This is a genomic window from Mesorhizobium sp. M0293 (genome assembly GCF_040321735.1).
Classification (GTDB): domain Bacteria; phylum Pseudomonadota; class Alphaproteobacteria; order Rhizobiales; family Rhizobiaceae; genus Mesorhizobium.
This window is the reverse complement of sequence record NZ_JAMYSA010000121.1, coordinates 1-16,785: the sequence shown is the minus strand read 5'-3', so window position 1 is coordinate 16,785 and position 16,785 is coordinate 1. Positions and strand designations below refer to the sequence as shown.

Annotated in this window: 14 protein-coding genes and 1 pseudogene; 10 read left to right on the top strand and 5 right to left on the bottom strand. The window is 63.8% G+C overall.

What is annotated here, in order from left to right:
• Window positions 1–108 precede the first annotated feature (108 nt).
• On the bottom strand, window positions 109–471 hold the full coding sequence (locus NKJ06_RS29565; RefSeq protein ID WP_352628334.1) for a nuclear transport factor 2 family protein: 363 nt from the start codon (window positions 469–471) through the stop codon (window positions 109–111).
• A gap of 109 nt (window positions 472–580) precedes the next feature.
• Here NKJ06_RS29565 and xylA point away from each other — a divergent pair, with 109 nt between their 5' ends.
• On the top strand, window positions 581–1,906 hold the full coding sequence (xylA, locus tag NKJ06_RS29560; RefSeq protein ID WP_352628336.1) for a xylose isomerase: 1,326 nt from the start codon (window positions 581–583) through the stop codon (window positions 1,904–1,906).
• Window positions 1,907–2,321: 415 nt separating this feature from the next.
• The gene (locus NKJ06_RS29555; protein ID WP_352811611.1) at window positions 2,322–2,519 is read left to right on the top strand and encodes a hypothetical protein; all 198 of its coding nucleotides are present in this window, start codon (window positions 2,322–2,324) and stop codon (window positions 2,517–2,519) included.
• A 56-nt stretch (window positions 2,520–2,575) separates the two neighbouring features.
• Here NKJ06_RS29555 and NKJ06_RS29550 read toward each other — a convergent pair whose 3' ends face one another.
• Window positions 2,576–3,556 (bottom strand): GlxA family transcriptional regulator, encoded by a 981-nt coding sequence (locus NKJ06_RS29550; protein WP_352628340.1) that lies wholly within the window; start codon window positions 3,554–3,556, stop codon window positions 2,576–2,578.
• A gap of 134 nt (window positions 3,557–3,690) precedes the next feature.
• Between NKJ06_RS29550 and bcoG the strand changes: the two genes are divergently transcribed.
• The 7 genes from bcoG to NKJ06_RS29515 all read left to right on the top strand — a co-directional run bounded on the left by bcoG (window position 3,691) and on the right by NKJ06_RS29515 (window position 11,514).
• Window positions 3,691–4,608 carry a 3-dehydrocarnitine:acetyl-CoA trimethylamine transferase BcoG gene (bcoG, locus tag NKJ06_RS29545; RefSeq protein WP_023775990.1) on the top strand — a complete coding sequence of 306 codons (918 nt, stop codon included), beginning with the start codon at window positions 3,691–3,693 and terminating at the stop codon, window positions 4,606–4,608.
• 22 nt (window positions 4,609–4,630) lie between these two features.
• Window positions 4,631–5,260: an HD domain-containing protein gene (locus NKJ06_RS29540; RefSeq protein WP_352628342.1), complete on the top strand. Its 630-nt coding sequence runs from the start codon at window positions 4,631–4,633 to the stop codon at window positions 5,258–5,260.
• Complete coding sequence (locus NKJ06_RS29535; RefSeq protein WP_352628344.1) at window positions 5,257–6,360, top strand: carnitine 3-dehydrogenase; 1,104 nt, start codon at window positions 5,257–5,259, stop codon at window positions 6,358–6,360. Before NKJ06_RS29540 ends, NKJ06_RS29535 begins: the two co-directional genes overlap by 4 nt.
• Window positions 6,361–6,364: 4 nt before the next feature.
• A complete protein-coding gene (locus tag NKJ06_RS29530; RefSeq protein ID WP_352628346.1) occupies window positions 6,365–7,528 on the top strand; it encodes an acyl-CoA dehydrogenase family protein in 1,164 nt (387 codons plus the stop codon).
• Between the two features lie 3 nt (window positions 7,529–7,531).
• Complete coding sequence (locus NKJ06_RS29525) at window positions 7,532–9,610, top strand: acetate--CoA ligase family protein (protein WP_352628348.1); 2,079 nt, start codon at window positions 7,532–7,534, stop codon at window positions 9,608–9,610.
• Window positions 9,603–10,385 carry a carnitinyl-CoA dehydratase gene (locus tag NKJ06_RS29520; protein ID WP_352628350.1) on the top strand — a complete coding sequence of 261 codons (783 nt, stop codon included), beginning with the start codon at window positions 9,603–9,605 and terminating at the stop codon, window positions 10,383–10,385. Before NKJ06_RS29525 ends, NKJ06_RS29520 begins: the two co-directional genes overlap by 8 nt.
• A gap of 193 nt (window positions 10,386–10,578) precedes the next feature.
• A complete protein-coding gene (locus NKJ06_RS29515; protein ID WP_352628352.1) occupies window positions 10,579–11,514 on the top strand; it encodes an alpha/beta hydrolase in 936 nt (311 codons plus the stop codon).
• A 28-nt stretch (window positions 11,515–11,542) separates the two neighbouring features.
• Here the strand turns inward: NKJ06_RS29515 and NKJ06_RS29510 are convergent, their stop codons facing one another.
• The 3 genes from NKJ06_RS29510 to NKJ06_RS29500 form a co-directional block, all read right to left on the bottom strand.
• Window positions 11,543–13,201, bottom strand: coding sequence for an FAD-binding dehydrogenase (locus tag NKJ06_RS29510; RefSeq protein ID WP_352628354.1), 1,659 nt, complete (start codon window positions 13,199–13,201; stop codon window positions 11,543–11,545).
• A gap of 107 nt (window positions 13,202–13,308) precedes the next feature.
• Entirely contained in the window at window positions 13,309–14,295 is a 987-nt protein-coding gene (locus NKJ06_RS29505; protein ID WP_352628356.1) for a Gfo/Idh/MocA family protein, read from the bottom strand.
• A 217-nt stretch (window positions 14,296–14,512) separates the two neighbouring features.
• Window positions 14,513–15,403 (bottom strand): LysR family transcriptional regulator, encoded by an 891-nt coding sequence (locus NKJ06_RS29500; protein WP_352628358.1) that lies wholly within the window; start codon window positions 15,401–15,403, stop codon window positions 14,513–14,515.
• Window positions 15,404–15,499: 96 nt separating this feature from the next.
• On the opposite strand from NKJ06_RS29500, the pseudogene NKJ06_RS29495 reads away from it, so the two are divergent.
• Window positions 15,500–16,494: pseudogene (locus NKJ06_RS29495) on the top strand (aldo/keto reductase).
• Window positions 16,495–16,785: the final 291 nt, after the last annotated feature.

Genomic DNA, 16,785 nt, shown 5'->3' with positions numbered 1-16,785 from the left:
AGGTGGGTGATTGGCGAAGGCGCGGATGCCAACCAATCTCCCCCCTTGCGGGGGAGATGGCCGGCAGGCCAGAGGGGGGTGCCTCGCACCTGCTTTACCCAGAAGTCCTCATTGCGCCGGCACCTTGTCGAGAAAACCGGTGACGCTCTTCAGGCGGCCGTTCTCGATGACGCCGATATCGGTGCCTTCGATCACCGAAGGCGTCCCCTGAGGTCCAAGATTCCACGAGAAGCGGATCTTGTCGGCAAAACCGTCCGGCGTGCCCTTCAGCGAAAAGCGAAACCCGGCAAATCGCTGCTGCACGCCGTCGATCAGCGCCGCGACACCCGCATGGCCATCGCCCTGCATGAGCGGATCGCGATAGCTGACGTCTTCCGTGAAGGTCGCCTTGAGCAATTCGGCTCGGCGGCCGGCATCGCTTTCGTTCCAGGCGGTGATGTAGTTTTGGGCGATCTTGTTGAGGTCGGTCATGGTCTGTCTCCTTTATTGAGCGGCTTTGACACGAACCTTTTCGACCAGCGGAAGAGCGAAACCAATTACGCCTGAGGTAATCACGGCGAACTATTCGAGAGGAAAAAACATGAGCAGCGGATTTTTCGGCGACATCAAAGAGATCAAATATGAGGGGCCGGATTCGACCAATCCGCTGGCCTACCGGTTCTACAATCCCGACGAGGTGGTCGCCGGCAAGCGGCTGGAAGACCATCTGCGCTTTGCCGTCGCCTACTGGCACTCCTTCGCCTGGCCGGGCGGCGATCCGTTCGGCGGCCAGACCTTCGACCGGCCGTGGTTCCCCAAGGCCGGCGGCACCGACACGATGGAGCTGGCAAAGCTCAAGGCCGATGTCGCCTTCGAGATGTTCTCGCTGCTCGGTGCGCCCTATTTCTGCTTCCACGACGCCGATGTGCGGCCGGAGGGCAAGGACTTTTCCGAGAGCGCGGCGCGCCTCGACGAGATTGCCGACTACTTCGCGGGAAAGATGAAACAGACCGGCGTCAAGCTTTTGTGGGGCACGGCGAACCTGTTCTCCAACCGCCGCTTCATGTCGGGTGCGGCCACCAATCCCGATCCGGATGTCTTTGCCTATGCTGCGGCGACGGTAAAAAGCTGTATCGACGTGACCAAGCGGCTGAAGGGCGAGAACTACGTGCTGTGGGGCGGGCGCGAGGGCTATGAGACGCTGCTCAACACCGACCTTGCCCGCGAGCAGGAGCAGGCCGGCCGCTTCCTCAGCCTCGTCGTCGACTATAAGCACAAGATCGGTTTCAAGGGCACGATCCTGATCGAGCCGAAGCCGCAGGAGCCGACCAAGCACCAGTATGATTACGATGTCGCGACCGTCTACGGCTTCCTCAAGCGCTTCGGACTGGAGAAGGAGGTCAAGGTCAACATCGAGCAGGGCCACGCCATCCTGGCCGGCCATTCCTTCGAGCACGAGCTGGCGTTGGCCAATGCGCTCGGCGTCTTTGGTTCGATCGACATGAACCGCAACGACTACCAGTCGGGTTGGGACACCGATCAGTTCCCCAACAACGTGCCGGAAATGGCACTGGCCTACTACCAAGTCCTGCAGGCTGGCGGCTTCAAGACCGGCGGCACCAATTTCGACGCCAAGCTGCGCCGCCAGTCGCTCGATCCGCAGGATCTGCTGATCGGCCATATCGGCGGCATGGATTCCTGCGCACGCGGCCTGAAGGCCGCCGCCCGCATGGTCGAGGACAAGGCGCTGTCGGCACCGCTGGCCGAACGCTATGCCGGCTGGAACACGGCCGAAGGCAAGGCGATGCTGTCCGGCAAGCGCACGCTGGAGGACATCGCCGAGCGTGTCGTCAAGAAGAAGATCGAGCCGCAGCCAAGGTCGGGCCGCCAGGAACTGCTGGAAAACATCGTCAACCGGTACGTGTGAAATCCGATCTCTGGACTGACATCCGCCACTTCTGGCTGAAAGCCGCCGCCATCGCCTTCTGCCAGAGCAATTCCAGGAAAAGTGAAGCGGTTTTCCGTCCGGAATTGCGTCGAAACAAAGAGTTAGAGGGTTCGCCGTTTCCGTGAGACGGTGAAATGCTCCAGTCAGCCCATTCGCGACAGGCAGCCGAGGATCGCATAGATTCTCGGCTGCCTGCTGTTCGAAAAGCAGCTGTAGAACTCTCCTTGGCCTGACCTGCCCAGACACGGGAAGAAACTTTGCGCAAGGCCGGGTGCGACGACACGGTTTTGCCCTTTGACGCCCTTCAATGACCTCGCTCTTGCCTTCAAACTGCCGTCACGTATCTCGTATAAGACTGGCTCGTGGCGGGAGAGGAAGAAGGAGGCGAACCGATATGCAGAACGAACGTGAAATCGACGCCCTGCTCTCACCTGGCGAGGCCGGATCGATCATCGATAGGCTGATGGCAATGCCGCATCCGAAGGATGGCACGCGCCGCTCGAACGAGTGGGACCGCGCCGTCGCCAGCCGGTTTGAGACCCACCTTGCCAGACAGATGCGCTCGCAGATCGATAGCAGCAGCGATCTCTAAGACGCCGCCTGATCTTTCCGATTGTGCATGTCGTCGTCCTTTTGAGCGACCTGCACTCAGCCCCGGCGCAGCCTGACCGGCGCTTCACCGAAAGCCCTTGAAAACGCCCTAGAAAATGCCGCGGCGGACGAAAATCCGGTCCGCCCGGCAATATCGGCCATCGCCACCCTGGTGTCGACCACCAGCCTGCGGGCAGCACCCAGGCGCAGCCTGAGATAGTAGGCGCCCGGCGTCTCGCCGATCGACTTGCGAAAGATGCTTTCCAGCGTCCGTGCCGTCACCCCGGCACGTTTTGCCACCGCTTCTATGGTCAGCGGCTGGTCGACATGCGATTCCATAAGCCGGATGGCTTGCGCCAGCCGCGGATCGTAGCCGTCGAGCCGGCCAAGCGAGACCAGTGGCTGGGCGTCGGTCGCGGCACGCGCCTGGTCGTAGATGAAGACGCTGGCGACATCGAGCGCGACGGCCATGCCCAGCCGCGTGCGAATGAGATGCAGCATCAGGTCGAAGGTCGGCGACGCGCCGCCCGAGGTGAACACCGGGCCGTCTATGACGTAGCGGTCCGGGCGCACGTCGACGCCGGGGAAAGCCGACGAGAAATCCTCCATGTCCTCCCAGTGGGTGGTGGCGCTACGCCCTTCCAGCAGGCCGGCGCGCGCCACCAGCCAGGTGCCGGCCTCGACACCGCCGCACGCGCGGGCCGTACGCGCCGCCCGCCGCAGGCCGGAAAGCAAGGTCGACGTCGCATAGTTCTGGGTGCCGAAGCCGGCGACGACGACAAGAACGTCGGTTGGCTCGCCCGCATCGAAACGGCCGCTAACCGCCACCGGCAAGCCGCATGTGGTGACCGGAGCCTCGCCGGTCACCGAGACCAGCCTGAAATCGAACAGGGTCTCACCGGAGATACGGTTGGCGGCGCGCAAAGGATCGACGGCTGAGGCCACGCACATGATGGACGAGCCGGAAAACACCAGCAGCGTCACCTTGAGCGGCAGGCGCTCGGCACGAAAGATCGTTGGCTTTTCGCTTTTCGTCATGGAAGCTTCGTAAAACGCAAAACAGTTTCCGGCAAGTCGGGCATTGTGGGTCGGTTCTTGTGCATGTCGTCATCCCAAAACCGGTTCCCACTTTTGGGCGACATGCATGGCTGTTTCTATCGGAGGAGAGTTCCATGCCGCTTGCGATGAACCGTGAGGTCTTCATTACCTGTGCCGTGACCGGATCCGGCGGCTCGCAGGATCGCAGCCCGCATGTGCCGCGCTCGCCCAAGCAGATCGCCGATTCGGCCATTGATGCGGCCAAGGCCGGCGCTGCCATCGTCCACTGCCATGTGCGTGACCCTGAAACCGGCAAGCCCAGGCGCGACGTGCACCTCTACCGCGAAGTGACCGAGCGCATTCGCGAGGCCAATGTCGATGTGGTGCTGAACCTGACCGCCGGCATGGGCGGCGACATGGTGTTCGGCTCGCCGGAAGCACCGCTGCCGCTCAACGAAAAAGGCACCGACATGGGCGGCGCCACCAACCGCATGGAACATGTGCGCCAGTGCCTGCCGGAGATCTGCACGCTCGACTGTGGCACGATGAATTTCGCCGAGGCCGACTATGTCATGACCAACACGCCCGGCATGCTGCGCGCCATGGGCGGCATGATGACGGCGCTCGGCGTCAAGCCGGAGATCGAGGCGTTCGACACCGGCCATCTGTGGTTCGCCAAGCAGCTGGTCGAGGAAAAGGTGCTCAATCCCGACGCGCTCGTGCAGCTCTGCATGGGTGTGCCGTGGGGGGCGCCGGACGACCTCAACACCTTCATGGCCATGGTCAACAATGTGCCGTCGACCTGGAACTGGTCGGCCTTCGCCATCGGTCGCAACCAGATGGCCTATGCCGCTGCGGCGGTGCTGGCCGGCGGCAATGTCCGCGTCGGGCTGGAAGACAATCTGTGGCTCGACAAGGGCGTGCTGGCGACCAACGCGCAGCTGGTCGAGCGTGCCGCCAGCATCGTCACCAATCTGGGCGCCAGGATCATCGGCCCGGAGGAAGTGCGCAAGAAACTGAACCTGACCAAGCGGGCGCCGATAGCGGCATAAATTATTCGCTGGGAGGGCCAACATGACTACCGTAAAATTCACCGCGATGAAGGATGGCGACAGGGACGACTACGAGTTCCTGACCGCGCATGAGATCGACTATGCGGCCAGGACCGGCGAGCGGCTGCTCGACGCGCTGGTTCAGCTCGACGAGGGCCTGTCGGGCTACAAGATCACAAGGCTCGGCCATTCGCTGCAGGCGGCGACGCGCGCCTGGCGTGACGGCGCCGATACCGACTGGATCGCCTGTGCGTTGCTGCACGACATCGGCGACATCTATGCGCCCTACAATCACGATGAATATGCCGCTTCGATCCTGAAACCCTTCGTGCGCGAACAATGCACCTGGGTGGTGGAAAAGCACGGCGATTTCCAGCGGCTCTATTATGCCCATCATCTGGGCGGCAACCGCCATGCGCGCGACCGCTTCGCCGGCCACGCCTATTTCGACGATTGCGATCAGTTTTGCGAACGCTGGGACCAGTCGAGTTTCGACCCCGACTACGATACGCTGCCGATCGAGTTCTTCCGGCCCTTCGTGCTCGAGGTCTTTGCCCGCAAGGCTTACGACGCGTCCGTGATCCGCGCCGGCGAGCGCGTGCCTCTGGTCGATCCCGCAACAGCCAAGACAAGAACCGGAGCTTCCGCATGAGCATCATCAACAAGGCGGCCGCCATCGGTGGCGGTGTCATCGGCGCCGGCTGGGTGGCGCGGCTGCTGTTGAACGGCATCGACGTGTCGATCTTCGATCCCGATCCCGAGGCATCGCGCAAGGTCGGCGAAGTGATGAAGGGCGCGCGCCGCGCCTACAAGCAGATGGTGCCCGGCGGACTGCCGAAAGAGGGCAAGTTGACCTTTGCCAAGACCATCGCCGAGGCGGTTGCCGATGCCGATTTCATCCAGGAAAGCGTGCCCGAGCGGCTCGACCTGAAACACCGCGTGCTGGCCGAGATCGATACCCATGCGCCGGCCAACGCCATTGTCGGCTCCTCGACCTCGGGCATCAAGCCGACCGACATGCAGGTGGCGATGAAGAAGCACCCGGAGCGGCTGGTCGTCGGGCATCCGTTCAACCCCGTTTACCTCTTGCCGCTTGTCGAGATCGTCGGCGGCGAACAGACCTTCCCAGAGGCGATCGAGGTCGCCAAGGAAATGTATGCCTCGATCGGCATGAAGCCTGTCGTCATCCGCAAGGAGATCGAGGCCTTCGTCGGCGACCGCCTGCTCGAAGCGGCATGGCGCGAGGCGCTATGGCTGATCAAGGACGGCATCTGCACCGTCGAGGAACTCGACGACATTATGCGCTATGGCTTCGGCCTGCGCTGGGCGCAGATGGGCATGTTCCAGGTCTATCGCGTCGCCGGCGGCGAGGCCGGCATGCGCCACTTCATGGCGCAGTTCGGGCCGTGCCTGAAATGGCCATGGACCAAGCTGATGGACGTGCCGGAGTTCAACGACGAACTGGTCGACCTGATCGCCACGCAGTCGGACGGCCAGGCGCATGGGCTGTCGATCCGCGAGCTTGAAAAGATCCGCGACGACAATCTGGTCGCGATCATGGATGCGCTGTCGAAGCAGAACAAAGGCAAGGGCTGGGGTGCCGGTGCCTTGCACAAGGACTATACCAGGCAGCTGGCCAAGCTGGCAGCGAAGAAGCCGACAGCTTCCAAGGCGGCCGAAAAGGCCAAGGCGTTGAAGCCGGTGAAAAAAGCCGAGAAGCCGAAGAAAAAGACCGGCAAGAAGAAAGGCTGAGAGCATGGATTTCGGGCTGTCGGAGGAACAGAGGCTCATCGTCGAGACGACGAAGGCGTTCGTCGAGAACGAGCTTTACCCGCATGAGCGCGAGGTCGAGCGCACCGGCGTGCTGCGCCGCGAGCTGATCGAGGAAATCAAGGCCAAGGCGATCGAAGCCGGGCTCTATGCCGCCAACATGCCGGCCGATGTCGGCGGCGCGGGCCTGGATACCGTGACCTGGCTGCTGTACGAGAAGGAACTCGGCCGCGCGAATTATGCGCTGCACTGGACCTGCGTGGCGCGGCCCTCCAACATCCTCTTGGCCGGCACGCCCGAGCAGCGCGAGAAATATTTGTTCCCCTGCATCCGCGGCGAGAAATGGGACTGCCTGGCGATGACCGAGCCGGGCGCCGGCTCCGACCTGCGCGGCATGAAGGCGACGGCCGTGCAGGATGGCGACGACTGGGTGCTCAACGGCACCAAGCATTTTATCTCCCACGCCGACCTCGCCGACTTTGCCATCGTGTTCATGGCTTCCGGCGAAGAGGATTCGCCGCGCGGCAAGCGCAAGAAGATTACCGCTTTTTTTGTCGATAAGGGCACCAAAGGCTTCACCGTTCGTGATGGCTACCGCAACGTCTCGCATCGCGGCTACACCAACGCCATCCTCGAATTCGATGATTGCCGCTTGCCGGCTTCCCAGGTTCTGGGCGAGGTGCACAAAGGCTTCGACGTCGCCAATTCCTGGCTCGGCGCCACCCGGCTGCAGGTCGGCGCCACCTGTCTCGGCCGTGCCGAGCGGGCGCTCGGCCATGCGGTAGAATATGCCGCGCAGCGCCAGCAGTTCGGCCAGCAGATCGGCAAGTTCCAAGGCGTGTCGTTCAAACTTGCCGACATGGCGACCGAACTGAAGGCCGCCGACCTGATGGTGTTCGAAGCCGGCTGGAAGTACGATCAGGGCACCGTCACCGACCAGGACATGGCCATGGCCAAGCTGAAGGCCACCGAGATGCTCGCATACGTCGCCGACGAGGCGATTCAGATACATGGCGGCATGGGGCTGATGGACGACCTGCCGCTGGAGCGCATCTGGCGCGACGCCCGCGTGGAGCGAATATGGGAAGGCACTTCGGAGATTCAGCGACATATTATTTCGCGGGCGCTGCTGCGTCCGTTCGGAGCATAGCATATGCACAAGCTTGAACGTCTCCTGCGGCCGAAATCGATTGCCGTCTTCGGCGGCGCGCAGGCCGCAGCCGTCGTGGCGCAATCGATCAAGATGGGTTTTGCCGGCGAGATCTGGCCGGTCCATCCGAGCAAGGAAGAGGTCGCCGGCCGAAAGGCCTATCGCTCCGTCGCCGATCTTCCCGGCGCACCGGACGCCGCCTTTGTCGGCGTCAACCGACACTTGACGATCGAGGTGGTCAAGGCGCTGGCCGAGCGCGGCGCCGGCGGCGCCGTCTGCTTTGCCGCTGGCTTCCTCGAGACCGAGGCCTATGACGACGACGGCGAGCGACTGCAGGCCGAGCTGGTCGCGGCGGCGGGCTCGATGCCGATCATCGGGCCGAACTGCTACGGCCTGATCAACTATGCCGACGGCGCGTTGCTATGGCCCGATCAGCATGGCGGCATCCGATTGGCCGAGGGCGGCAAGGGAGTCGCCATCATCACCCAGTCATCCAACATCGCCATCAACATGACGATGCAGAAGCGCGGCCTGCCTATCGCCTTTCTGATGACCGCCGGCAACCAGGCGCAGACCGGCCTCTCCGAAATGGCGCTCGGCCTGATCGAGGACGAGCGGGTCACGTCGCTCGGCCTGCACATCGAGGCCTTCGATTCCGTAGCCGGCTTCGAGCGGCTGGCGGCGCGAGCACGCGAACTGAAAAAACCAATCATTGCCATGAAGGTCGGCCGTTCCGAACAGGCGCGGCAAGCCACTGTCTCGCACACTGCCTCGCTGGCTGGCTCGGACGCGGCTTCGGGCGCCTTTCTGAGGCGGCTCGGCATAGCGCGTGTCGATTCCATCCCCGCCTTCATCGAGGCGCTGAAGCTACTGCACATCACCGGACCTTTGCCCGGCTATAGGCTGTCCTCGATGAGCTGCTCGGGCGGCGAGGCCTCCGTCATGGCCGACAGCGCCGAAGGCCGCTGGGTCAATTTTCCTGTGCTCAGCAACACCCACCGCGCCCATGTCAAATCGACGCTTGGGCCGCTGGTCGCGGTCGCCAATCCGTTGGACTATCACACCTTCATCTGGAACAACGAGCCGGCGATGACCGCCACCTTCACCGCCATGGTGTCGGGTGGCTTCGACCTCAACATGCTGGTGCTCGACTTCCCGCGCCCCGACCGCTGCTCGGTCACCGACTGGTGGGCGACGCTGCGCGCCTTCGAGTCGGCGCTGAAGACCAACAAGGCGCACGGCGCGATCGTCTCCTCGTTGCCGGAGAACCTGCCGGAGGAATACACCGCCGAGCTGATGGCGCGCGGCATGGTGCCGTTGTTCGGCATTTCCGAAGCCATGGACGCCGCCGGGGCGGCAGCCTTCATCGGCTGGGCGTGGCACGAGCCGCAGGCGCAGCCGATCGACACGTCCGCCTCCGGCGCGCCTGGCGGTGATCACATCACTCCTGACGAGGCCGAGGCAAAATCGCGCCTCATCGAGGCCGGCCTGCCGGTGCCGAAAGGCGAGCGCGCCGCCAACGCGGTCGAGGCGGTGATCTCGTCGATGGCACTCGGCTTTCCGGTGGCGCTGAAGGCGCTGGGTGTCACCCACAAATCCGAGGTCGGTGCTGTCAGGCTCAATCTCAAAGACGCCGAGTCCGTCAGCACCGCGGCGCATGACCTCTTGCCGCTCGGCACCGGGCTCTATGTCGAGCGCATGGTGCGCGACGGTGTCGCCGAACTCATCGTCGGCTTCACCCGCGATCCGATGTTCGGCGCGGTGATGACCTTGGGCACCGGCGGCGTGCTGGTCGAGCTGCTGCGCGACAGCGTCACATTGATGCTGCCGGCGACGCGCGACGACATCGAGGCAGCGTTGCGCGGCCTCAAATTGTTCCCGTTGCTCGAAGGCTATCGCGGCCGGCCGAAGGCCGATGTCGCGGCCGCCATCGACGCCATCTCCGGCATTGCCGCCTTCGTGCAGCAGAATGCCGGCGAGATCGAGGAACTCGACATCAACCCGCTGATCGTCTGCACCGAAGGCAAGGGCGCCTGGATCGCCGACGCACTGCTGGTGCTGGGAGACAAGAAGAATGTCTGACGTCATTTCGACCCGCCGCGAAGGCACCATCCTCGAAGTCACGCTCGACCGGCCCAAGGCCAACGCCATCGACCTCAAGACCTCGCGGCTGATGGGCGAGACCTTCAAGGCGTTCCGCGACGATCCCAGCTTGCGTGTCGCCATCGTCAAGACCGCCGGCGACAAGTTCTTCTGCGCCGGCTGGGATCTGAAGGCCGCTGCTGGCGGCGACGCGGTCGACGGCGACTATGGCGTCGGCGGCTTTGCCGGGTTGCAGGAGTTGCGCGACCTCAACAAGCCGGTCATTGCCTGCGTCAACGGCATGGCGGTCGGCGGCGGCTTCGAGCTGGCGCTGTCCTGCGACCTCATCTACGCCTCCGACCATTCCTCCTTCGCGCTGCCCGAAATCCGAGCCGGCACGCTGGCCGACGCGGCAACGATCAAGCTGCCGAAGCGCATTCCCTACCATGTCGCCATGGACCTTTTGCTCACCGGCCGCTGGATGGACGTCGCCGAAGCGCATCGCTGGGGCCTGGTCAACGAGGTGCTGCCCAAGGAAAAGCTCGAGGACCGCGTCTGGGAGATCGCCCGGCTGCTCGCCGGCGGTCCGCCGCTGGTCTTCGCCGCGATCAAGGAAACGGCGCGCGTGGCCGAGGCGCTCACCTTCCAGGACGCGATGAACAAGGTGACGCGCCGCCAGCTGCCGACCGTCGATGCACTCTACGGCTCCGAGGACAATATGGAAGGCTTTCGAGCGTTTGCGGAAAAGCGAGAGCCTGTGTGGAAGGGGAAGTGAGGATTGTTGCGGAAATGACGGCGCTTACCCCCCTCTGTCCTGCCGGACATCTCCCCCTCAAGTGGGGAGATTGGCAGTTTCAGCGCAACAGCTCAACCTGCAACGCCAGAGATTGGCGAAAGCCGATGCGACATCCAATCTCCCCCCTTGAGGGGGAGATGTCCGGCAGGACAGAGGGGGGTGCCCGGGCTCCATGACCGACTACAAAACCCTCATCGACGCCGAGACCTGGGCCTTCATCGAGCGGACCAATTCCTACTATCCGCCCGATACGATCGACTACACGATCGCGCGGCAGCGCGAGATCTATGACCGCATGTGCCGCGAATTCTTTGCCGGCTATCCCGACGGCGTCGCGGTCGAAACCTCCGCCATTGCAGCGCCCACGCACATCCCGATCCGCATCTACCGAGGCGCAAGCCAACCAGCCGCGACGGTGCTGTATTTCCATGGCGGCGGCTTCATCCTCGGCGGGCTGGACAGCCATGACGATGTCTGCGCCGAACTCTGCGCCCGCACCACCTATGAGGTGGTCTCGGTCGACTATCGGCTGGCGCCGGAGCACCTGCACCCAGCCGCCTTCGACGACGTGATGAGCGCCTTCGAATGGGCTGCTGCTACACGCAACCACCCAATTCTGCTTTGCGGCGACAGCGCCGGCGGCAATCTTGCCGCTGCCGTCAGCCATGCGGCACGCGGCCACGCGAAAAGGCCGATCGGCCAGGTGCTGATCTATCCCGGTCTTGGCGGCGACCGATCGAAGGGATCATATCTCAGGCATGCCGAAGCGCCGATGCTGACCACGCGCGATCTCGAATTCTACAAGAACATTCGCACCGGCGGGCGAGACGGCACCGGCGACATCACACAGTCGCCGCTTGCCGACGCCGATTTCGCCAACCTGCCGCCGACCGTGCTTATCACCGCGCAATGCGACCCCTTGTCGTCCGACGGCGAAGCCTATCGCGACCGCATCGTCGCGGCTGGCGGACGGGCATATTGGTTCGAGGAAAAAGGGCTGGTGCACGGCTATCTCAGGGCCCGGCACACGGTCGGCCGCGCCCGCGCCAGCTTCACTCGCATCGTTGACGCAGTTGCCGCCCTTGGACAGGGTGCCTGGCACTGGTGAGCGGTCTTTTCGCCTCGCGGCCTGAACCTTATTGCACCGAGGCAGCCGCCGACCGGCCGGCGCTGCGGCCCGAAAAGATGCAGCCGCCCAGGAAGGTGCCCTCAAGCGCCGCATAGCCATGCACGCCGCCGCCGCCGAAACCGGCGGCTTCGCCGACGGCGTAGAGCCCGGCGACCGGCTGGCCATCGGCACCCAGCACGCGGCTGTCGAGATCGGTCTGCAGGCCGCCCAGCGTCTTGCGGGTCAGGATGTTGAGGCGCACCGCGATCAGCGGGCCGTTCGCCGGATCGAGCATCTTGTGCGGCTTGGCCGTGCGGATCAGCCTGTCGCCGAGATAGGCGCGAGCACCGCGCAAAGCGGTGAGTTGCATGTCCTTGGAGAACGGGTTGTCGAGCTGCCGGTCGCGAGCGCGAATTTCGCGCTCCACCTGGGCCAACTCAAGCAGTGGATCACCGCCGGCCAGCGCGTTCATGCGCGCGACCAGCGTCGGCAGGTCCGCCTCGACGATGAAATCCTCGCCCTTCTCCATAAACGCTTTCACCGGGCCGGGAATGCCTGATGTGGCGCGGCCGAGTACCTGGCGCCAGCTCTTGCCGGTCAAATCGGGGTTCTGTTCGGAGCCCGACAGCGCGAACTCCTTCTGGATGATTTTCCTGGTCAGGATGAACCAGGAATAATCGAAGCCGGTACTCATGATGTGGGAGAGCGTGCCCAGCGTGTCGAAGCCGGGATAGAGCGGCACCGGCAGGCGCTTGCCGCGCGCGTCGAGCCACAATGATGATGGGCCGGGCAGGATGCGGATGGCATGATCGGTCCAGATCGGCGCCCAGTTCTTGATGCCCTCGACATAGTGCCACATGCGGTCGCGGTTGATGATCGAGCCGCCGGCCTGTTCAGTGATTGCCAGCATGCGGCCGTCGACGTGATCGGGCACGCCGGTGATCATGCGCCTGGGTGCCGCGCCGAGCCGCTGCGGCCAGTTTTCGCGGACAAGCTGATGGTTGGCGCCAATGCCGCCGGAGGCTACGATCACCGCCTGCGCATGAAGCTCGAAATCGCCGGCAATGTCGCGCGAGCTCTTGTGGCCGCGCTCGACAGTGCTCGGCTGCAGGATATCGCCGCGCACGCCGTCGACGGTGGCACCCGTTCGGGTCAACTCGTTGACGCGGTGGCGGAATTTGAAGCTGATCAGCCCTTGCTTCTGGGCTTCGAGAACGCGCAGGACAAATGGTTCGAGCACGCCGGGGCCGGTGCCCCAGGTGATGTGGAAGCGTGGCACCGAATTGCCGTGGCCGATGGCATTGCCGCCGCCGCGCTCGGCCCAGCCGACGACGGGGAAGAATTTCAGGCCGCGCTGCATCAGCCAGGAGCGTTTCTCGCCGGCGGCGAAGCCGACATAGGCTTGCGCCCATTTGCGCGGCCAGAAATCCTCCGGCCGATCGAAAGCGGCGGTGCCCAGCCAGTCCTCGAGCGCCAGATCATGCGAATCGCGGATGCGCATGCGCCGCTGCTCCGGCGAATCGACGAGGAAAAGGCCGCCGAACGACCAGAATGCCTGGCCACCGAGTGACTGCTCCGGCTCCTGGTCGACGATGATGATTTTCTTTCCGGCCTGGGCAAGCTCGGCGGCAGCAACCAGCCCGGCAAGGCCGGCGCCGACAATGATCACATCCGCATCATCAGACATTTTCCCCTCCCCATTAGCCGGCTAACGCAATTCCAGGAAAAGTGTGAAGCGGTTTTCCCGGGAAAAGCGCGAGGCGCTTTCCCTAGGGAATCGCGTCGAAACAAGCGTTAGATGGTTTCCCAGCTATCCTTGCCGCCGGCGCGGAAGATGGCGTCGATGACTTTCTGGTTGAGCACGGATTCCTCCAGCGTGAAGACCCGCTCCTTGCCGCCCTGTGCCGCACGCGCGAAGGTCTCGACCTCCAGCCGGTACTGCTGGGTGCCGGGAAAGCGGAATACCTGCGCTTCGGTGTGGTTCTGGTTGTGCAGTTCGACGCGGTGATGGTCGTAGAGCCCGGCGTTGAAGGGCGAGAACACTTCGATGAAACCCTTCTCGCCATGGAACACCATGACCTGGCGCGCCGCCATCTGCGTCGAGAGGTAAAAGGACAGTTCGAAATCACCGAAATCGGCGCGGATCGAGGAATAGATGTCGGTGCCGAATTTCTCGTCGCGTTCGATTGTCGCCTGCACGCGCAGCGGCTCCTTGCCAGTCGAAAAGCGCGTCGACACAGTCGGATAGACGCCGATGTCGGGCAGCGCGCCGCCGCCGAGATCGAGCTTGTTGCGCATGTTGTTGGGGTCGACATTGTAGTAGGAGAAGGCACCCTGCACATGGCGCAGCCGGCCGATGGCGCCGCTGGCGATCAGGTCGCGCACCTTGATCCATTGCGGGTGGTAGATGACCATGAAGGCTTCGCAGACCAGCACCTTCTTCTGGTCGCGCAGCTTGATCAGCGGGAGAATGTCCTTGGCGTCGAGCGCCAGCGGCTTTTCGACCAGCACATGCTTGCCGGCTTCGATGGCCTTGGCCGTCCACTCGACATGCTGCGAGGTCGGCAGCGGGATGTAGACGCCGTCGATTTCGTTGGAGGCGAGCAGGTCCTCATAGGAGCCGAAGGCATGGCGGGCGCCAAAGCGCTCGGCCAGCGCCTTGGCCTTCGACAGGTCACGGCTGGCGATCGCCGACAGCACGCCGTTCTCCGCCTCGACCATTGCCGGCAACAAATGCTCGCGGCCGATCTTGGCCGTGGACAACACACCCCATCGGAACATCAGGCTTCTCCATCACGATTACAGGTGACGAGGTTTGCCCGAAATCGCCGGAAAAGCCAATTGGAGACTGTCCATCAAAGCGCGCCTTCGTCATCCTCGGGCTTGACTGCGAGACGGGGTGGGGGTGCGCACTACGAGACCCCCACCCCGCTCCGCAAAAGCCGCCTTGCGGCATTTGCTGCGCGACCCTCCCCACAAGAGGGAGGGTGAGCGCGCTTTACCCGCTCACCTTGAAGAAATCGACGAAGGCGCGCAGCGCCGGCCGCATCTGGCGGCGGCTGGGGTAGTAGACGAAGAACCCGTCGAAGGGCGGGCACCAGTCCTCCAGCACGCGTACCAGCCTGCCGTCGGCAAGCGCCTCGCTGACATAGCCTTCGAACACGAAGGTCAGGCCGGCGCCGTTGATCGCGGCTTCGACATTCAGGCGATCCTCGCCGACGATCAGCGGACCCTCAACTGATATCTCAAGCTCCTCGCCGTCCTTTTCGAACTCCCAGCGGTAGAGCACGCCGCTCGAGAAGCGGAAGCGGACGCAGCGATGTGCCGCCAGGTCGCGCGGATGCAGCGGGCGCGGCATTGTCTCGAAATAAGAAGGCGCGGCAACCACGGCGCCACGGATCGATGGCCCGATCCGCACCGCGATCATGTCGCGTTGCAGGCTTTCGCCGAGCCTGACCCCGGCATCGAAGCCGCCTTCGACCACATCGGTGAAGCGATCCTCGACGACGATCTCCAGCACGATATCGGGAAAGGCCTGGGCAAAGGCGCCTAGCCGCGGCGCCAATGTGAGCTGTGCGGCGGTGCGCGGCACGGTGAGTCTGAGATTCCCGGCCGGCCGGTCGCGCGCCTCGATCGCCGTCTCCAGCGCCAGGTCGATCTCTGACAGCGCCGGCCGCAGTCGCTCCAGCAATTGCGCGCCCTCTTCGGTCGGCGCAACGCTGCGCGTGCTGCGCGACAGAAGGCGAACGCCAAGCCGTGCTTCGAGGCTGGACACCGCATGGCTGACCGCCGATGGCGCGATGGCGAGTTCCCTGGCCGCGCCGCGAAAGCTGCCGCATTGGGCGACGGTCGCCAGAACCGCGAGTTGTGAAAGATGGGCTCGATTCATTGATCTATCTTTTAGAACAGGCCGTGCGGATGAACGACGACTATCGAACATAGGGCAAGGCGCTATTTTTGTCGCATCACAACAAGGAGACGCGTGATGCAAACCCGCAAGCTTGGAACTGAATTGAATGTCTACCCCGTCGGCCTCGGCTGCATGGGCATGAGCTTCGCCTACGGCGGCCAGCGGAAGCCGACGCGATCGCCACCCTGCACCGCGCCGTCGAGATCGGCGTCAACTTCTTCGACACGGCGGAAGTCTATGGTCCCTACGAGAACGAGATCCTGCTCGGCAAGGCGCTGAAACCGGTGCGCGACAAGGTGACCATCGCGACAAAATTCGGCTTCAAGATTTTGGAAGAAGGCACAGGCATGGACCGCATGGCCGGTGTCGACAGCCGTCCCGAGCACGTCAAGGCCGTTGCCGAGGCCTCGCTGAAGCGACTGGGCACCGATGTCATCGACCTTTACTACCAGCATCGCGTCGACCCCAACGTGCCGATCGAGGATACGGTCGGCGCTATGGCCGAACTGGTGCGCGAAGGCAAGGTACGCGCGCTCGGCCTGTCGGAGGCGAGTGCCGCGACCATCCGCCGGGCGCATGCCGTGCATCCGATCGCTGCTGTGCAGAGCGAATACTCACTGTGGAGCCGCGACCCGGAAGACGAGGTGTTCGCCGTCTGCCGCGAACTCGGCATCGGCTTCGTCCCGTACAGCCCGCTCGGCCGTGGCTTGCTGACCGGCACGATCGCCAAGCCTGAGGCACTGAGCGACGACGACTGGCGCCGTGGCCTGCCGCGTTTCCAGGCTGACGCGATGGCGGCCAACGCCGCCGTCATCGCCACGCTGGAAAAGATGGCGGCTGAAAAGGGCGTGACCACGGCACAGCTGGCGCTGGCCTGGGTGCTGCACCAGGGCGATTTCATCGTGCCGATCCCCGGCGCGCGAAAAATCCATCATCTGGAGCAGAACACGGCTGCGGCCAGGATTGAGCTGAGCGCTGCCGAGGTGCAGGCCATCGGTGACGCGCTGTCGCCCGACAAGGTTGTTGGCAAGCGCTATACGGAGGAGTTGCTGGCGCTGGTGAATGGGTGAGTCAGGTCACCGTTGGAGGGGGCGCTTCGGCGTCCCTTTTGCGTGGCGCGGGTGTAGAAGATTGTGAGACCCTGGCGCGAGGCACCCCCCTCTGGCCTGCCGGCCATCTCCCCCGCAAGGAGGGAGATTGGCAGCTCCACTGCCGGCACCTCTCCTTCGATGTTGGTGATTGGCGAAGCCGGCGTGACATCCGATCTCCCCCCTTGCGCAGGACTGTCCGGGGAAAGTTATTCATATATGAAGGCCATCTGATTGAGGGAGGATCGGTCTCTTGGTCGGCTCGGATTGACC